The organism is Paenibacillus sp. FSL R7-0652 (assembly GCF_038595045.1).
Classification (GTDB): domain Bacteria; phylum Bacillota; class Bacilli; order Paenibacillales; family Paenibacillaceae; genus Paenibacillus.
The window spans coordinates 1,626,743-1,643,956 of record NZ_CP152001.1 but is presented as its reverse complement, the minus strand read 5'-3'; the positions used below and the strand labels follow the sequence as shown (position 1 = coordinate 1,643,956).

General features: G+C 48.4%; 19 protein-coding genes. 9 read left to right on the top strand and 10 right to left on the bottom strand.

Annotated features, from left to right (window positions below):
• The first annotated feature begins 117 nt into the window (after positions 1–117).
• From MKY97_RS07290 to MKY97_RS07250, 9 genes are all read left to right on the top strand, one after another.
• Positions 118–540, top strand: a complete 423-nt coding sequence (locus MKY97_RS07290) for an NUDIX domain-containing protein (protein ID WP_342556274.1) — start codon at positions 118–120, stop codon at positions 538–540.
• Positions 537–1,436, top strand: a complete 900-nt coding sequence (locus MKY97_RS07285; protein ID WP_342554801.1) for a helix-turn-helix transcriptional regulator — start codon at positions 537–539, stop codon at positions 1,434–1,436. The genes MKY97_RS07290 and MKY97_RS07285 overlap by 4 nt, the downstream gene beginning before the upstream one ends.
• 73 nt (positions 1,437–1,509) lie before the next feature.
• On the top strand, positions 1,510–2,139 hold the full coding sequence (locus tag MKY97_RS07280; protein ID WP_342554800.1) for an ankyrin repeat domain-containing protein: 630 nt from the start codon (positions 1,510–1,512) through the stop codon (positions 2,137–2,139).
• A 65-nt stretch (positions 2,140–2,204) separates the two neighbouring features.
• Positions 2,205–2,720, top strand: a complete 516-nt coding sequence (locus MKY97_RS07275; RefSeq protein ID WP_342554799.1) for a sigma-70 family RNA polymerase sigma factor — start codon at positions 2,205–2,207, stop codon at positions 2,718–2,720.
• Positions 2,717–4,054 (top strand): DUF4179 domain-containing protein, encoded by a 1,338-nt coding sequence (locus tag MKY97_RS07270; RefSeq protein WP_342554798.1) that lies wholly within the window; start codon positions 2,717–2,719, stop codon positions 4,052–4,054. Before MKY97_RS07275 ends, MKY97_RS07270 begins: the two co-directional genes overlap by 4 nt.
• A 34-nt stretch (positions 4,055–4,088) precedes the next feature.
• Positions 4,089–5,132, top strand: coding sequence for a S66 peptidase family protein (locus MKY97_RS07265; protein ID WP_342554797.1), 1,044 nt, complete (start codon positions 4,089–4,091; stop codon positions 5,130–5,132).
• Positions 5,133–5,200: 68 nt separating this feature from the next.
• The gene (locus MKY97_RS07260; protein WP_342554796.1) at positions 5,201–5,506 is read left to right on the top strand and encodes a hypothetical protein; all 306 of its coding nucleotides are present in this window, start codon (positions 5,201–5,203) and stop codon (positions 5,504–5,506) included.
• Positions 5,507–5,760: 254 nt separating this feature from the next.
• Positions 5,761–6,537: a threonine/serine exporter family protein gene (locus MKY97_RS07255; RefSeq protein WP_342556273.1), complete on the top strand. Its 777-nt coding sequence runs from the start codon at positions 5,761–5,763 to the stop codon at positions 6,535–6,537.
• Between the two features lie 19 nt (positions 6,538–6,556).
• Positions 6,557–7,015 (top strand): threonine/serine exporter family protein, encoded by a 459-nt coding sequence (locus MKY97_RS07250; protein WP_342554795.1) that lies wholly within the window; start codon positions 6,557–6,559, stop codon positions 7,013–7,015.
• Positions 7,016–7,151: 136 nt separating this feature from the next.
• Here the strand turns inward: MKY97_RS07250 and MKY97_RS07245 are convergent, their stop codons facing one another.
• The 10 genes from MKY97_RS07245 to MKY97_RS07200 form a co-directional block, all read right to left on the bottom strand.
• A complete protein-coding gene (locus tag MKY97_RS07245; RefSeq protein ID WP_342554794.1) occupies positions 7,152–7,697 on the bottom strand; it encodes a DUF2569 domain-containing protein in 546 nt (181 codons plus the stop codon).
• Between the two features lie 110 nt (positions 7,698–7,807).
• On the bottom strand, positions 7,808–9,688 hold the full coding sequence (locus tag MKY97_RS07240; RefSeq protein ID WP_342554793.1) for a PBP1A family penicillin-binding protein: 1,881 nt from the start codon (positions 9,686–9,688) through the stop codon (positions 7,808–7,810).
• Positions 9,682–10,380, bottom strand: a complete 699-nt coding sequence (locus tag MKY97_RS07235) for a hypothetical protein (protein WP_342554792.1) — start codon at positions 10,378–10,380, stop codon at positions 9,682–9,684. The genes MKY97_RS07240 and MKY97_RS07235 overlap by 7 nt, the downstream gene beginning before the upstream one ends.
• 119 nt (positions 10,381–10,499) lie before the next feature.
• Positions 10,500–11,633: a HAMP domain-containing sensor histidine kinase gene (locus MKY97_RS07230; protein ID WP_342554791.1), complete on the bottom strand. Its 1,134-nt coding sequence runs from the start codon at positions 11,631–11,633 to the stop codon at positions 10,500–10,502.
• 46 nt (positions 11,634–11,679) lie between these two features.
• Positions 11,680–12,384, bottom strand: a complete 705-nt coding sequence (locus MKY97_RS07225) for a response regulator transcription factor (RefSeq protein WP_342554790.1) — start codon at positions 12,382–12,384, stop codon at positions 11,680–11,682.
• 63 nt (positions 12,385–12,447) lie between these two features.
• Positions 12,448–13,407: an aminoglycoside phosphotransferase family protein gene (locus MKY97_RS07220; protein WP_342554789.1), complete on the bottom strand. Its 960-nt coding sequence runs from the start codon at positions 13,405–13,407 to the stop codon at positions 12,448–12,450.
• A 159-nt stretch (positions 13,408–13,566) separates the two neighbouring features.
• Entirely contained in the window at positions 13,567–14,025 is a 459-nt protein-coding gene (locus MKY97_RS07215) for a DinB family protein (protein WP_342554788.1), read from the bottom strand.
• Positions 14,026–14,254: 229 nt separating this feature from the next.
• The gene (locus MKY97_RS07210) at positions 14,255–15,199 is read right to left on the bottom strand and encodes a YwqG family protein (protein ID WP_342554787.1); all 945 of its coding nucleotides are present in this window, start codon (positions 15,197–15,199) and stop codon (positions 14,255–14,257) included.
• Between the two features lie 145 nt (positions 15,200–15,344).
• Positions 15,345–16,637, bottom strand: a complete 1,293-nt coding sequence (locus MKY97_RS07205; RefSeq protein WP_342554786.1) for an ammonium transporter — start codon at positions 16,635–16,637, stop codon at positions 15,345–15,347.
• Positions 16,634–17,053 carry a hypothetical protein gene (locus MKY97_RS07200; protein WP_342554785.1) on the bottom strand — a complete coding sequence of 140 codons (420 nt, stop codon included), beginning with the start codon at positions 17,051–17,053 and terminating at the stop codon, positions 16,634–16,636. Before MKY97_RS07200 ends, MKY97_RS07205 begins: the two co-directional genes overlap by 4 nt.
• Positions 17,054–17,214 lie beyond the last annotated feature (161 nt).

Below are 17,214 nucleotides of genomic sequence, written 5' to 3'. Positions count from 1 at the left end.
CAGCCAGTACCTGCTTCTCTCGTCAGCTCCGATCCCCATCAATACCTGCTTTCCGGCAGTTACAATGAGTCAGCAGAAGCTGCCGAGGGCAGCAGTTCTACAGATGCTGCTCCACGAATCGGGGTAGGTGCGGTGATCCTCAACGAACACAGCGAGGTACTGCTTGTTTGGCGTAATCGTGCACCAGAGCAGCATACCTGGAGCATTCCCGGCGGAAAAGTAGATGCGTACGAAACACTGGAAAAGGCTGTGATCCGCGAGATTAAGGAAGAAGTTAATCTGGATATCATCATCGATGGGCTGCTCTGCACTGCGGAGACGATTCGTCCCGAGCTTCAGGAGCACTGGATATCTGTGCTCTACTCCACCAAAGTCCTTGGCGGAACAGCATGTAACCTGGAAGCAGGCGGAGCCATTGGTCAGATTGGCTGGTTCCCGCTGCATAAACTGCCCACTCCCCTTGCCCATTTTGCCATTCCGGCATTAGAAGCCGCGAAGCAGCGTCTCGCTGCAAAACATCTTGGCGAAGATCCGCAATGAACAAAGGGTCTGAACATAAAACGACGCAAAGATCCGTGCCGTTCATCCTGCATGAGTCCAGATCGCAGTTTGATTGGAAAGGACAAGGAGCTCTGTCTCTGAAAACGTTTCGTCATGGAACAACACTGTACGAAGCGGGTCACGGACATTTTACAGTCGGTCAGGAGCGATACCTGCTGCTGAATGCCAGTCAGGAATATCAGCTCCATATCGACTCTCCTGTACCCGTTGAATCTTTCTGTGTCTTCTTCCCTCCGGGATTCGTCGAAGAGGTTAACCGCAGTGTCAGCAGCAATGATCTGAATCTGCTGCATGAGCCTTATGCCTCGTCCACTCCCCTGACATTGGATTGGGTTGAACGCACATATCCTATGGGAGATCACCTGGGTACTGCGATTGAAAGGCTGCGTTCCTCCTATATTTCTCCATTAACAGATCCTTGGGAGCTGGAGGAACAGCTTCATCAGCTTGCACTGCATATGCTCGTTTTACGTCATGAAATCAGGTCCGAAATGCATGCCCTTGATGCGGCGAAATCTTCAACAAGAGAAGAGTTATATCGCAGAGTCTATATTGGACATGAATATATGGCTGCTTACTATGACCAAGCCATAACGCTGACAGAGACTGCCTCGGCGGCACATCTGTCTGTAAATCATTTTCTTCGAAGCTATAAAAAGCTGTTTGGCATTTCGCCGCATCAATTTCTGACAGAACGACGACTGCAAGCCGCGAGGAAGCTGTTAGTGGACACCGACCTGCCTGTCACCGATATCTGTTTAAGCGTCGGCTTCGAGAGTCCAGGCTCATTCAGCTCGCTGTTCACCAAAAGGTTTCATCTCCCTCCTTCTCTGTACCGGAAAAAAGGTGATTTTGAAGAAGCGCTGCCGAATTGAATGGCCTATAATTGCAATATCTCAGCAGGCATCATAACCATTCACAGGACGAGAAAGAGGAGGTTTTGTACAGATGAACGAAGCGAAGCATTATACAGAACAGGTGAATCAGCTGTTTCAAGCTGCACAAGATGGCGAGGCGGCAGGACTGAAGTCTCTGCTTGAGGCGCATCCGGAACTGGCGAATACGGAAAATCAGGACGGCTTAACTCCTCTGGGATATGCCGCACATTATGGACAAGCAGCGAGTGTGCAGCTGTTACTTGAGCATGGAGCAGATGTAAATGCCATCTCCCACTCCCTCATTTCCTTCATTCCCAGCAATACCGCTCTGCACGCCGCACTGGCTGGAGAACGTTCAGTCCAAGTCATCCGTCTACTGCTGGAACATGGCGCATCCACAAATATCGCTGATAGTGATGGACAGCATGCGCTTCATACCGCAGCCTTTCATACGGATCAGACAGCCAACGGCACTGGACATTGCACGGCAGCGAGGCAATGCATCTGCAGCAGCGCGCCTGCAGCAGGCAGTGGAGACGCTCCGCAAATAGAATGGATTCGAGATACGGCCACGAAGGATAAAGGATACACTTATAACCGTCAGACTCTCATGGAGCAGCATGCTTCTAGGAGGTTTGACGGTTATTCGCTGTATAATGCAGAGGAACTTTCTCCAAGCAGCATGAATAATTTTTTTTGAATACAAGAACCGTTTGACCGCTTTCCCTGTCTAATATGAAACAACATCAACAAAGGAGGAGCCTTGTGACCCCTACCGAACTTACGCGCGCTGCACAAAAGGGGGATGCTGCAGCTTTTGCAGCCTTAATGGAAATGCATCAGAGCCGCCTGTACCGGATCGCCTATGCGTATCTGCATAATGAGGGCGATGCTCTGGAAGCGATACAGGAAGCAACCTACCGGGCATACCGCAAACTCAAAAAACTGAAAGAACCCTCTTACTTCAGTACGTGGTTGATCCGCATTCTTCTAAATTACTGTGCAGACGAGCGGAAACGCATAATCCGGTTCAGCCCGGTCACGGAAATCCAGGAATCCGGCCGCTGGGATCGTCCCGAGGACCCGGATCTGGCTGCTGCAGTAGCAGCACTGGAACCGGAATATAAACAAATCATCATTCTAAGTTACTTCGAAGGTTTCTCGCTGACCGAAGTGGCTGATATTCTGGAAATCCCGGCAGGTACGGTAAAATCACGGCTGCACCGCGCCCTTGGAAAGCTCCGGGATCAACTTGAACCGAAAGGAGAACAATCATCATGACCAACGAACATCACCCGTTTGAAGCATTGGAAGAACGTCTGCAGGCTCGGAAGACCGAATATGATGCAATGAGCGTACCGGACGCTGCGGCATCGCGCGCTGTTCGGGCCGGAATCGAGCAAGCTTCCCGTAAACGAAAATCCAGACTGCGCTGGCTTACCAGTTCTATCTCGGCAGCTGCCATCATTTTGTTATTTACTGGCTGTATTCGCGTGTCTCCTGCATTTGCGTCCTTTGTGGAGCAGCTGCCTGGCATGGAAGGTGTCGTCAGTCTGATCCGGCAGGATAAAGGACTCATGATGGCTATTGATCAGTCCCTGCTGCAGAAGGTCGGCATCACCGACGAGCATGATGGGGGCTCTGTAACCGTGGAAGGCATTATTACAGACGAGTCACGAATGGTTATTTTTTATAAGATGAAGAATATGAAAGATACGGAAAAATTCGACTATGACATCGACTTGCTTGATGAAAATGGTAAACATCTTCCGGTTGCCTTTAGTTACTCTTCACCCAAACCTGTATCGGAATCGGAAAGTCCTACCTATGAGGATATTATTGACGTATCATTCAATGAATCTTTACCGCCAGATCAACTGACCGTTGTCTTTAAAAATCGTCTGGAGAAAACAAATAATACGTGGAAAATCACTTTTCCAGTAGATCACACTCTCACCAAAAACATGAAAAAGGTCATCCCCGTTAACCAAACTATCACTCTTGACGGGCAGCGATTTACTGTTGAACAGGCCACTTTATACCCGACAAGGCTTGTGCTGGATATCCAGTATGATGCAAACAATAGCAAAAAGATTTTTGGCATCCGTGATCTGCAGCTGGTCGATGAACAAGGCCGAGCTTGGCGAACGGACGGAGCTTCCATTGGGGGTTACGGGACTTCTGTATTTTTTGAGAGCATGTATTTCTCGATACCTAAGAAACTGACCCTGCAAGCATCTGGACTTTCAGCACTGGATAAGGATAAACTGATGATTAAAGTTGATCCATCTTCTAATAAAATCGAAGGCGGACCGCAAGAATTAACCCTTCTAGACTACAAGACCAAAGGTAAGGATACCATTATGCATTTTTCCGCTGCTGATGCCGAAAATGCGACCTCAGGGCTCTCCTTCACTAATATCAAGGACAGTACCGGAAAAGATTTTGATGTGAAAGAATCCGGTTGGAGTCCTTCCGGTGAACACGGCACAGCCGAAGCATGGGTTACCATTTCTAATGGGACAGCAGCAAAAGGAAAACTGAGCATGGAGATTTACTCTTACCCTGTTCAAAGCCGTTCTCCTTTCTCTTTAGAAATACCCGTAAACAAGTAATACAGTCGCACTTTAAATGAAAGGTGTGTTATGAATGAACCAGCGTTCCATCCGTTACCCAAAGCCACTCGTGAAGGGCGATACCATCGGACTAACCGCACCTTCCAGTGGTGTAAGCCCGTCCATGCATCACTATCTGGAGCACAGCAAAAATCATGTGGAGCGCCTTGGTTTCAAGGTTAAGGAAGGCTCTTCACTGCGCAGCAATTCCAAATGTGTGAGTGCTCCCAAAGAAATTCGCGCCGCAGAACTGAATGCGTTTATGCTTGATCCGGGAATTCAGGCTGTCATTCCTCCATGGGGAGGACAGTTTCTAATGGACATACTGCCCCTGCTGGACTGGGATGCGCTGAAAAAGTCACCTCCCAAATGGATTTTGGGTTACTCGGATACCAGTACGTTCCTGTTTGCTTATACGTTAATAACCGGATCAGCTTCAGCCCACGGCACTAACTTCATAGATCTTCGATTAAGTGAACAGGATTCCGTTACATCCCGCTGGTTGGATGTACTGCAGACCAGTGCTGGAGAAGAAGCTGCACAGATCTCCTCCACACATTATCAATCCGAATGGAATATGGAGCTGCCCGGCTTTAATCTGGATACGCCATCCCGCTGGAAGCAGCTTGGAGCTGCCGAAGATACAGATGCCCCGGTCCGTTTTGCCGGACGATTACTTGGAGGCTGTATGGACACGATCAGCTGCCTGATCGGCACTCCGTTTGCACCGGTAGAAACCTATTTGCAGCAGTACTGCACTGACGAAGGAACGATCTGGTATCTGGAAAGCTGCGAGATGGACGCAAGTGATATCTATCGCCGCCTGTGGCAGATGAGACAAGCCGGATGGTTTGCCGGTACGAATGGTTTCCTGTTTGGGCGACCTGACGGTTATTCCGACACAGATGATTTTACGTTTACCGATGCCCTGTCTTCCGCACTTGGTGATCTGAATGTGCCTATTTTATATGAAGTAGATCTGGGTCATATTCCACCTCAGATGACTTTTGTAAATGGCGCACTGGGTCAGGTTAGCTGCGAAAGCGGCCGTGGAGCGCTCAAGATGACCTATGTGTAATCACCTTTTGTAGGCGAATGCATACCTTGAAGTAAGAACGATTTTACTTTGAGGAAGGATTGAGCATCATGTCTGAATCACCATCCACAACATCCGCCCGTGTTGTATATCAGGCCAATCAACCCCTGCTGCAATCCGTGCAGCGTGTACGGGATATGCTTCATCATACCGTTCGGCAGCATGTCGGCAAAAAAGTACAAGTTCAGAACATCGACAGTCAGGTCTGGGAAGGTGTCATTATCAGCGCAGATCGCGGAATTCTGTACCTCCAGGTGACACCGATGCATGGTTATCCTGAACCACGTGCCTTGTTTGGTCCAACGATTCTGCCGTTAGTGCTGTATGAACTGCTTGTCATCACGCTGTTGATGTAAGCTGCAGGCTTCGCCTCTGTCCTTTCGGATTGGGCGAAGCTTTTTTAAATCCCATCCCAAGCTTCACCTGTGACTGCACGCAGCTCACTCCTTGCGGAAAGCCCTTATACCAACGTGTCCCGTGATTATTTGTCGGCGTATGAAATATGATACAATGGTGTCGATGCTGCGCCTTATCACATATGAAACGGAGCCTGATCCGGTTGGAATACATACGTCACGATACACCATCTCCAGTTGAACCCGAACCGGAGATGAATAATAAAGGTCAGCGTGCTGCTGAAACATCGGAGCAATCCCGTGTGATCGCCATCTGTCTGCTCGCTGGCAAAATCATGCTTCAAAGTGGCGGCGAAACCTACCGCGTCGAAGATACGATGAAACGTATGGCAGCTGCGCTGGGTCTGCCTCATTCCCACAGCTATGTTGTGCCCACAGGCATCTTTTTCTCGGTGGATGCTACCGAGCCCGCCAAGCTGATTCGAATCTCCGAACGCACAACAGATCTGGACAAAGTGTCTGAGGTTAATGCCGTCTCGCGCCGTATTGGAGAAGGCCAGCTGACCGTTCAGGAAGCGCACGAACTGCTGCTTGAGATTGAACGAAAACCTTCCGGTTATTCGTACGCTGTTCAGCTGGCCGCGGCCGCGATCTCCAGCGCCTGCTTTACTATTATGTTTGGTGGAGGCTGGGGTGATTTTCTCCCGGCATTGATCTGCGGCGGATGCGGTTATGCAGCGGTCATTCTCTTTCACCGCTGGGTACGTGTCAAATTTTTTGCGGAGCTTACCGCTTCCTTTGTCATCGGTATCCTTGCTTTTTTCCTGGTATATGTGGGGGCAGGATTTGAGCGGGACAAAATTATTATCGGATCTGTGATGCCGCTGGTGCCGGGGCTGCTGATTACGAATGCGGTACGCGACTTAATGGCCGGACATCTCGTGTCCGGCTTATCCAAGGGTGCCGAAGCTTTTCTGACTGCCTTTGCCATTGGCACGGGCATTGCAGTTGTATTTTCACTTTTTATGTAAGACGGAGGGTTGCAGAATAATGCTCCATTTTATTGGACAAGCCTTGACCAGCTTTATCGCGTCAGCTGCGTTTGGCATTATTTTTAATGCCCCAAGACGAATGCTGCTTCACGGTGGATTTGTCGGTATGATCGGCTGGATCATCTATATCGTGCTTGAATATGCAGCAGATGCCGTTCCGGCCACATTGGCGGCCACGATTGCGGTGGGTGTGATCAGTCAGCTGTTTTCCCGCATGTTTCGGGCACCTGTTATTATTTTCAGCGTGGCAGGTATCATTCCACTCGTACCGGGAGGACTTGCATATAATGCGATGCGCAGCTTTGTACAAAACAACTACAGTGCAGCCATGGAGATGGCCGCCAAAGCGCTCATGTTATCCGGTGCCATCGCTGTAGGACTTGTACTGTCGGAGGTATTAAACCAGATGATCCGCAGCTTATCCCGCTCAACCCGCGTCAAATCAGCTCCAAAATGAAACAAGCTTTCGAGAGCGTTGATCTTCTTGCAAAAAAAGCCCATTGTCTCCAAGCTGGAATGCTGCCAAGCACAGCTCTTGTAGACAATGGGTTTTTCATTTTATTTTGCATCCATTCAAACACATGTCTTCCTCATTACTTGATAAACGTATTTTTTACACGAACCGACTTGAGGAGATACGGAATAAAAATACAGCATGTCAGCAGAGAGCGAACGATGAGGTTAAACGCAGGTGTCGCATCCAGCACATGTTCATCTCTTCCCACTTCGCTTTGAGCGATGAGAACCCAAGTCATCACACCGATGATCACATTCACGATGTACTGCATAATCATAAACCGCGTGAACAGCCGCTTACGTCTATATAACAGAACAAGATTCACAATAACAATCGCCAGCAGCAGGATACTGCTGATAAAACCAAACCATAGCAGAGGACGAATGACCTCCGTATACAACTGTGGATCAACTCCGCGAATTGTTTCCCATCGTGCCGGATCCATAATAACCGTAACACTTGTGATATCCGAGAGTAAAAAAATCAATGAAGCCCAAAGACTAATTTGTATCAAAATTAACCATCCACCCAAACCAGAGATACCCGGAAGTTCAGGCCGCCCCCCTTTTTGGGCCAAAGACAGCTCTGCCTCTCTATCCAACTTGTCATCTCGACTATGCATAAATTCCTCCCTATACGATATGAAGCATCTATTATAACTTAACATCTGTGTGCTGTGGTATAAAAAGGAGAAATAGCCGCTGATCAGCAAATTCTAAGAAACTATTATTATTATCGCTTCGCCCGTTTCATTACCGCCGCGAACAACTCCGCAGCAGTACCGCTCCCCCTCTTCAAGTAATGTTCAGCATCCGTATGATCAAAACCCATCCACACAACACTTGTCCATTCCCGCGTATAACCGGCAAACCAGATATCCCGGTTCGCTCCTTTGGGGGCATTCGGTATCGCTGCCTGTGTTGTGCCTGTTTTACCAGCCACTTTATTCTGAGGCAGCTGGGCACGTTTGCCGGTCCCTTGGCTGACAACAAGCTGCAGCATCTGTGTCATCTCTTGTGCTGTTCGCTTCGTTATCACCTGTTTCTGTTCAGCACGATGCCTATATATCAAGCTGCCCTGCGCATCTGTGATTTCACGTATGAAATGTGCCTGATTGTACCTGCCTTCATTGGCAAAAACGGCATAGGCCTGCGCCAGTTTCATTGGCGAAACTCCCTGATGCAGGCCCCCAAGGGCTGTGGACAGGTTCATATCTTCATCACTTAATTCAATCCCTAACTGCTGAGCAAATGCTTTTGCCTGTTTTAATCCCGTTTCATGGAGCAGCCATACCGCCGGAGCATTGATGGACTGCTGCAGCGCCTGGGACAAAGTGACCGAGCCTCTATACCGCCCTCCCACATTGCCAGGCTGATAACTGCCGTAACGTTTGGGCTGGTCGGGCAGCATACTTTCCGGTTGAAATCGTCCTGATTCTAAAGCAGGCCCGTAAGCAATGATCGGTTTGAACACCGACCCTGGCTGCCTTGCATCCATCAGAGCCCGATTCATATCTCCCTTCACAGGATTCCGTCCGCCCATTACCGCCTTCACTTCGCCGTTATGCTGATCAAGGATAACCATACTGGCCTGAACCTGCTGATCCTCCCGATCATCCGGGAACCAAACAGACTCGGCAAATGTTTCTTCAATCGCTCGCTGAGCACCTGCATTTAACCCCGTTTGGATCGTCCAGCCAGCGGAGCGAATCTCGGCCTCACTTTTACCTGTAAGAAGGGAGGCTTCCTGTATTACAGCATCTACTGCCGATGCGTAATCGGGCCCATCGGGACGAGCCGATGTTTGGGCAGATGACAAGTTCCCCTTCTCAGCAAGAGGAGGTCTATACTCAACGGCAGCAGCCTCCTGCATCTGTTTGCTCGTAATCATCCCCTGTTCGTGCATCAGCGACAGGACTACACTGCGCCGTTCTGTGGAGAGAGCCTCGTCATCCACCGGATTGTAAATGGAAGGCCCTTTAGGAATTCCAGCAAGCGTAGCGATCTGCCACAGCTTCAGCTGATTCAGATCCTCCACCCCAAAGTAACGCCAGGCTGCCGCTTTGACTCCGTACTGCTGCCGTCCCATGTAAATATGATTCAGGTACATTTCCAGAATCTCGTCTTTGGAATATTTCTTTTCCATCTCCATTGCAATGGATAACTCATTGAATTTACGAGTGATGGTCTTACTGCCATTCAGGTACAGATTTCTGGCCAGCTGCTGTGTGATCGAACTGCCGCCTTGGCTCCAGTCCATATGGATCATGTTCTGCACTCCTGCCCTGCCAACACCAATAAGGTCAAGTCCGGCATGACGGTAGAAACGGCGATCCTCCACAGCCAAAAAAGCTTTTTTCAACATGTCCGGCATTTCATGCAGGCCTGCATACTCGGAATATCCTCGGTTCGGTGTAACCGTCCTCACAATTTCGCGGCCGGCTACATCCACAATTAATGTAGACGCAACCCGCTGCACGGCTTCCGGTTGATTCCGAATGACACTTTTGCCATACGAAAACAAATAGATATACATAATCACCAGCAGAACGGATGCAATGACAGCGACATCATAGAGTCGGTACATGGCGCGTTTTATTTTCAACCTCAACATTGCACTTCCTCTGACTTACCCTTGATCGAAGAGGTAACCTTATCTGCTTTTCTCTCGGATACCCCCAGCGCATGCTGGAGCAGGGCGGTCTGTTCATATGCTGCTCTCGCCCAGTGGCGCACTTCGGCGTCATGCCTGCCGGGTCCTTTCAGCAGCTCTTCCAAAGCTGACTGCACACCATATAGCGTCAGTTCAATCGGTAAGTCAATGCGTTCACTCCTGCTATGAGGCGGGGCATCCGTTATGTCTTCCACATCATGCTTTTGCAAACGAGATAAATGAACCGCTCTCCCTTCCCGATCCGTGCGAGCTGCAATAGCGTTAATCTGGTCACTTAGCTGCCGAAGCTCACCACTACTCAAAACGCAAATGGGAGAAAGGCTCTGACCACTTGCAACCTCATGGGTTCCCCGAACAAGTTGTTGAAGATCCTCGGCTATTTTCTGAGAGCGAATCCAGAAAAACAAAACAAACAAACCTCCACCTGCAGCTAAAAGAAGCGGCTTCTTCCCTATATGGTTGACGCACCAGTGTACCATCGCTGTAACCCAAACGACTTCATGAAACATCAGACGATAAGCCAAGCTCATGATCTGATAGACAACAAAAAGAAGCACCGTGCTGAGAACCGCACTTGCTCCGCAAATGTATATGTATTTCATTCTAACTGTGTTAAACCTTGAACTCATCATCGGTATCCTCCTCAACCTGCTGACAAAGTGATAGAGGTAGCATACCGAATAGTTCTTAAAGAAGCATTGTTAACTTCTTATCAAATTCTTAATTTATGCCCATGCTGGATGTGAAACATTCATTCTTCAAGAGCAGTAGGAGCAGGAGGAAGGATCATCGGAAAACGGGTAACAAAATCCGTTCGCCCGTTCTCGCTGTATGCAGCGATCCTGCCTTGATGCAGCTCAATCATCGATTTGGCAATTGCTAAACCAAGCCCTGTACCTCCGGTATCGCGGGAACGTGATTTATCCACACGATAGAAGCGCTCAAACAGATGCGGCAAATCCTGAGCCGGGATCGGATCTCCATAATTGCTAATACGTACAACAGCCTCTTCATCCTCAAACGTAAGGCCAATCTCCATGACTTTACCCTTTGCACCATAACGGATAGCGTTGCTGAACAGGTTCTCGTAAGCTCGGACCAGCTCTCCCGCTGCAGCCTGAATCCATAGAGGCTTCTCACCTCCAACAATTCTATAAGTCATACCTGCATCTTCAAGCATCGGAGCAAATTCTTCGGCGAGCTGCATCAGGAACGGGTTCAGATTCAGCGGCGTTAATGATAATGGCAAACCTCCACCACTCACTCGCGTATACTCAAACAAATCATCAATGAGTTTGCGGAGGGTCAAAGACTTCTCATAGGCGATGCTGACGTAATAACGCATTTCCAGTTCATCCTGATATCGATCCTTTTCAATGTATTCCAGAAATCCAAGAATGGAGGTTAGTGGTGTTCTTAGATCATGCGATATCCCGGTAATCAAATCATTCTTGGCAGCAACCGCACTGCGCTCTTCCTGAAGCGATCGCTGCAGCTTCTCGGCCATCTGATTGATGCTCGCAGCCACGACTCCGAACTCATCCGCAGTTTTCACTTCAATGCGATGTGACAATTCGCCTTTGGCTACTTCCTGAATACCCGCCGTGATCTCGTCCAGCACAACCATCACTTTGCGAGTGAACAGGAAAAAAAACAGCACAAAACAGATAATTCCTACAGCAATCATCAGAGGGACAGAGCCAATATGATTCACGAGCCAGCGAACCGCTTGTCCCGGAATAGTATAGTTTGGATAGGGCTGGTTGGCCAGAATTGTCTCGCCGAGCTTGCCTGCGCCATACAAAATCACCGCAGTCAAAACGCCGCTTAATAGGAATGCATAAATAAACTTCCACCGGACCGTATTAATCAGTTTCGAATTCATGGTAGAGACTCCCTGCTTATTTCATTCAATCCGCTATACTATTATCTTACATCGGTTTGATCATCTTGTACCCGACACCCCATACCGTCTGAATAAATTTGGGATGTTTACTATCCTGCTCAATCTTCTCACGAAGTTTGCGAATATGCACCATGACCGTATTGTTCGACTCCATGAAATCTTCTTTCCACACTTGGCGGTAGATCTGCTCCATACTCAGGACCGATCCTTGATGACGAGCCAGCAGCTCCAGTACAGCGAATTCGCGAGGAGTCAGATGAATCTTTTCGTTATCTACCCACACTTCATGTGTATCGGTATTAATAACCAGATCATCAATTACCCATTCATGCTCCTTGCTCTCTCTGCTTTCGTTAAATGTGTGGTACCTCCGAAGCTGGGACTTAGCCCGTGCTACTAATTCAAGCGGATTGAATGGCTTGGTTACATAATCATCGGCGCCAATGCTCAGTCCCGTTATTTTGTCAATGTCTGTACTTTTTGCGGACAGCATAATAATCGGCATTTTCTGCTGCTCACGTATTTTCATACAAGCTTCAATTCCGTCCATATTCGGCATCATTACGTCAAGAATGATGAGGTCAATCTTCTCCGTCTTAAGCAGCTGCAGCGCCTGCATCCCGTCATTCGCTGTAACAATTCGATATCCTTCATTAGCAAAATAAATCTCCATCAATTTAATAATGTCCTGCTCATCATCAACAAGCAGTATCGATGCTGGTTGTGCCACGGCTTATTTCCTTTCTTCTTCACAAGTACTGCATGAGCTTAAACATCCACTCCTGCAGCAATCTTATCTGTTCACAGTATACCATCTTGGGATCACACTGCGAAAATCATCATGATCTTCACGCACACGTTCAATCTTCGTCATCATCTGATCCGTCTCGTCCGGCTTCACATTCTGAATCCACACTACAGAGGATACCAGTGCCATAGCCGTGTATAGCGAATACAAGTTCCAGAATTCTTCATCCGGATCATATCCTTCAAAATAACCCTGTACCTGTCCAATCGAATAAGGAACACTGATCTCTGTGGCAAACAAACCCAGCTTCAGGAACTCATGTACAGGGTCCCCTTGATCTGCACGGTTGAAATCAATCACCCCGGACAATTCTCCCTGATTCACTACCAGATTAGCCGGATGGAAATCATCATGCTGAAAACAATCCGGCCGGCCCTTCATCCAGTCCAGATGATCGTCAATAAAATCCAGAATATACTGATCCTTTGCCATAACGACGGGGCATGCTTGGTATCGCTCCACATAACGCTGATGTTTCGTACTCTTGCGGGTGTACCAGGACTCATCCTGCTTCTGTACAGGCAGCTGGTGAATGCGTTTCAACTCCCTACCGGCTTTCATGCCAATATCCCACTGCTGCTGTTCACTCATTAGAGGCAGTACCTCAGAGGCATCTTCCCCTTCCAGATAGCTCAGGATCATATACCCGTTGTTATCGTCCAATCTGCCAATGCCAAGTGGGATTTGACACAGAACTCCCATCTGTCTCAGTTGTTCCAATACTTGAATTTCTTGCCGTTTGGACTCCATTTCAGTGTAAGAATAGATTCGCAGCAGGACATTTCCTTGATCTGGCAGCATAATCTTGAACTTGTGGTCCTTAGAATACCCTTTGGATATCCGTTGAATCTGTACCGCTCCTCGAAGTTCAGGAATCTCTCTCACCCGCTCGATCATTCCGCTCTCGCTTGCAAATGAATTCTGATTATATATATTCCCTTCCAACTTTATCCCTCCGTTGTTAGATGTATACGACGAGTCAGCGAAATTTAAAAGAATACACAGGCGCTGCCCAATCGTATGCCGTTCGATACACCTTATATATAATGTATGTATTATATGTATTATTTGGTTTGCATCAACATGTTTACATCAACACATTAGCTATACAAACATCACCGTTTTGGGTTCTCTGCCTGTCAGTGTTAACATCGTATACAGCTGACCTCTGTGATGATACATATGTCCCATCATCTCAAGCAGCCACTCCAAGCGGCTGTAAGAAGCGCCCCAGTAGGATTTCGTTACATGAAGCAGTTCTTCCGTTGTAAACTGCAGGTATCGCTGATACAGAAAGTTCCGGTTCTCGATGAGTGCCTGCTTAATCTGGTTCAAGGAGCACTCGCGGTTCTCTTGATAAAAGAAAGCCATCTCTTCTTCCGATGCACCTTCGGATATGTACAAATCTGCGCGGCAGATCAATGCCAGGTGCCCGAGCAGCTCTCCGACAGATCGTTTCCCCTCAATCGGGGTCAGCTCCAAATCTTCCTCACTTAATTGATTGCAAATATCGACCAAAGATGCAACCGCCGTATCAATATGTTTGAATGCCGACTGAATCAATATAACCACTTCCTTTTCATTCCATTATACAGAACGTATGATCCCTTTTCAAGCTAATAACTCCTCAAACTATATAAACATATGGGCAGCTCCATTTAACACAAACGCATAAAAAAAGTCCCTCCTCCCTCTTATAGACGGGACTTGGGCCAATTTGTTACAGCTTTTGAATATTTTTTGCCTAATTTATGGAATGAAGTTCTAATAGGAATAACAATAAATATGGCAATTAACTTGAATAAACCAGGCAGCACGTGTGTTCAAATTGCTCAGCTTCCAGATCAGCACCTCGAATGAAAAATTGCAGTTCACCGCAATCCAGCCACTGAAAACCGATGGCATCGTGTGTATCTATTTTTAAAAGCAGCAGCGTGTCGGACAGCTCTTCCCATGCGCGCTCTTCATCTCCACTATATTGGGCCGTCAGCTTCTTCACACATTCCTGCACATCCCCGCTGTACTCCTCACCCAGCTCAATATAACTTAATGCTTGATGTTCAGCATCGGGGTGCTGCCCTTCCGGGTAACCAAACATGCCTCCCCAGTTGAGCGGGCTGGGATGATTCCAATCCGATTCGAATTCCAGATAGCGGTCAAACAGACTTCCTTCATGAGCAGCCCCTCCTTCACTTTCTGCCGCTGCATCAAGTTCGTTCAACGCCGCGGCGTCTATATATGCATATGTAGGAACCTCAAGGTTAGGCAGAACCGTAACCGCATGAGCTGTCGTGGGTTCTCCGCCCAGTGCAGTAACTCCGTCAGGCTCGCGTTTTACAAGGTTATGTGAAGAGGGTTCATAGATCACTCGATGTTCAATCGGATAAGCAGCATCCACTCCGCCAACGAAAAAGTACAGCATGCCCCGCTCCGGCAGCGTCCCGCGCCCGTCATTGGGCGTATAAGGAGACAAGTCCACCATATTCAGCTGGGCCAGAAAAGTCATCGGCACCCCATCCTTTGTCAGAGGCCAGTCCAGTTCTTCCGGCAGATCAGGATGTCCGCCGACACGCGAATTGCCTGTTCTGCGATATTCATCGGTCGTGGATACATCCAGGCGAATACCCCAGCGTCCAGCATCCAGCACCAGATCGGCAGCAGCTCCGAGACCGTATTCTTCTTCGAGGGTTTTACGCGCTTTTCTAGTCAGACGTTCACATTGTTCCGGCTTAATCATATAGATCCTCCCTTTTTGACGTTACACCTATGCTGAGACTTATTCACGTTCACACCTGTATATTCTTCCGCCTTGTCTTTTTTCCCTGCTTGCTGTGTAAAAAAGAGGCTGACATTCGTCAGCCTTCATCTCTTCTTATCCTAATTTATAATCGATTTGAATCAGAGGACTTCTGTTGATATGCAATCATATGCTCCTCACCATCCAGAAATTCATGCGACTGGTGCGCAGCCATCACCCCATGATAACTGATATCCAGACCGAGGTCTTCTTCCTCTTCGGTTGAGCGCACAGGAACCATCCTGCCAATAAGCTTCAGTCCAAACCAGGTCATCGCGAACCCCCAGATGACTAATGCCGTCAGACCCAGCACCTGAACGCCAAGCAGCTTCCAGCCGCCGCCCATGAATAAACCTCCGTCTGTGGCAAACAATCCTACAGCGATGGTACCCCACATCCCCGAAACGGCATGAACCGGGAAAGCGCCTACCGGATCATCAATTCGCATACGATCCAGCCAGTTGGCTGCCGCCATCATCAGCAGACCGGATACTGCCCCGATGAATATGGCTGCCAGATCACCTACAAATGCACAGCCTGCCGTGATGCCTACCAGTCCCGCAAGTGAACCGTTAATCACGGAAGGGGCATCGGAACGATTAAAGCGGAACAAGGTGTACAGAAGCGTCGCTGCACCGCCAGATGCCGCTGATAACATCGTCACGATAGCGATGTGACCGATTCTGACATCTGTGGCACTCAATGTGCTGCCCGCGTTAAATCCAAACCAGCCGAACCACAGCAGGAAAGCACCTACCGACGCCAGCGGCAGATTGCTCGGCAGTGCAATCGCACTTACACCAAGCGGCGTGTACTTCCCTTTACGCGGCCCGATAATAATGGCTGCCGCGAGTGCAGAGAAACCGCCCAGCGCGTGGATGACTGCCGAGCCAGCAAAATCCTGCATGCCCAGCTGGCCGAGCCATCCGCCACCCCATGCCCAGTGTCCGCCAATCGGATAGATGATCGCCGTCATCAGGATGATATAGAGCAAATATGCACGAAAATTGATCCGCTCCGCTACCGCACCGGACACAATAGATATAACTGCAATCGTAAATGCAGCCTGGAACAGCCAGAATGTCTCTAAGGATACCGGCACGTCCAGATGAGAAAGATCACCATGAAGGAAAAATCCGGTTACTCCTATAAAGCCACCTGCATCCGACCCGTACATCAAGCCAAAACCGATGGCATAAAACAATAACGTACCTATAGTAATATCAGCAAACACCTTCATAATGATATTCACACTGTTTTTATAACGTACAAATCCGGCCTCCAGCAGGGCAAATCCGCCCTCCATCAACAAAATCATCGCTGCGCTGAGTACAACCCAGACGGTGTCGATTCCGGAGCTTAATGTTTCCAAAGTCATGCCTGTACATCCTCCGTTTCACTTAGCTGCCTGATTTCGCGAATCGTTTCAGGGGAAAGCACAATCTCTTCCTGCTGGTTATGATCAGCAATTTGTATATGTTCTATAATCAGATCGAGATCACGGATGCGCCTGCGAATCTGCTCCATTTTGCGGAATCGCTCCTTCACCTGCACCATATATTCCACCGCTTGGTGATGGGAAGCCGGACGCCCGGCAAACCATTTGCGAACAGGCGATAGCGACTGATATGCAACTTCCTCGGCTCGTCGTTTTTGTTCAAACTGTTCTATCTTTTGTTTGAGCATTTCGATCTCGTTTTCTTTTTTGACCTTCAACCGTTCAATAAGGTACAATAGATCGGACGATGATATTTGCAATGCTGTATGGTGATACACCTCGTTGATTACTAACATATCATGTCAGGACTCCTTACATATCAAGTGACTTGTTACCGATTATAGTTTGCCGGGGTGCACCCGTCAATCTTTTTTTCGTTTCCTATAGGTTTCTATATGACGCGATATACGATTATGCATACCTCATGAGCGGGTATGTTTTCTTATCCCGCACAAAA

What these genes read in the sequence shown, in the direction of transcription:
- MKY97_RS07285 (WP_342554801.1), top strand. Translation starts at nt 537, where the DNA reads ATGAACAAAGGGTCTGAACATAAAACGACGCAAAGATCCGTGCCGTTC.
- MKY97_RS07280 (WP_342554800.1), top strand. Translation starts at nt 1,510, where the DNA reads ATGAACGAAGCGAAGCATTATACAGAACAGGTGAATCAGCTGTTTCAA.
- MKY97_RS07270 (WP_342554798.1), top strand. Translation starts at nt 2,717, where the DNA reads ATGACCAACGAACATCACCCGTTTGAAGCATTGGAAGAACGTCTGCAG.
- MKY97_RS07265 (WP_342554797.1), top strand. Translation starts at nt 4,089, where the DNA reads ATGAACCAGCGTTCCATCCGTTACCCAAAGCCACTCGTGAAGGGCGAT.
- MKY97_RS07260 (WP_342554796.1), top strand. Translation starts at nt 5,201, where the DNA reads ATGTCTGAATCACCATCCACAACATCCGCCCGTGTTGTATATCAGGCC.
- MKY97_RS07255 (WP_342556273.1), top strand. Translation starts at nt 5,761, where the DNA reads ATGAATAATAAAGGTCAGCGTGCTGCTGAAACATCGGAGCAATCCCGT.
- MKY97_RS07250 (WP_342554795.1), top strand. Translation starts at nt 6,557, where the DNA reads ATGCTCCATTTTATTGGACAAGCCTTGACCAGCTTTATCGCGTCAGCT.
- MKY97_RS07245 (WP_342554794.1), bottom strand. Translation starts at nt 7,697, where the DNA reads ATGCATAGTCGAGATGACAAGTTGGATAGAGAGGCAGAGCTGTCTTTG.
- MKY97_RS07240 (WP_342554793.1), bottom strand. Translation starts at nt 9,688, where the DNA reads ATGTTGAGGTTGAAAATAAAACGCGCCATGTACCGACTCTATGATGTC.
- MKY97_RS07235 (WP_342554792.1), bottom strand. Translation starts at nt 10,380, where the DNA reads ATGATGAGTTCAAGGTTTAACACAGTTAGAATGAAATACATATACATT.
- MKY97_RS07230 (WP_342554791.1), bottom strand. Translation starts at nt 11,633, where the DNA reads ATGAATTCGAAACTGATTAATACGGTCCGGTGGAAGTTTATTTATGCA.
- MKY97_RS07210 (WP_342554787.1), bottom strand. Translation starts at nt 15,199, where the DNA reads ATGATTAAGCCGGAACAATGTGAACGTCTGACTAGAAAAGCGCGTAAA.
- MKY97_RS07205 (WP_342554786.1), bottom strand. Translation starts at nt 16,637, where the DNA reads ATGACTTTGGAAACATTAAGCTCCGGAATCGACACCGTCTGGGTTGTA.
- MKY97_RS07200 (WP_342554785.1), bottom strand. Translation starts at nt 17,053, where the DNA reads ATGTTAGTAATCAACGAGGTGTATCACCATACAGCATTGCAAATATCA.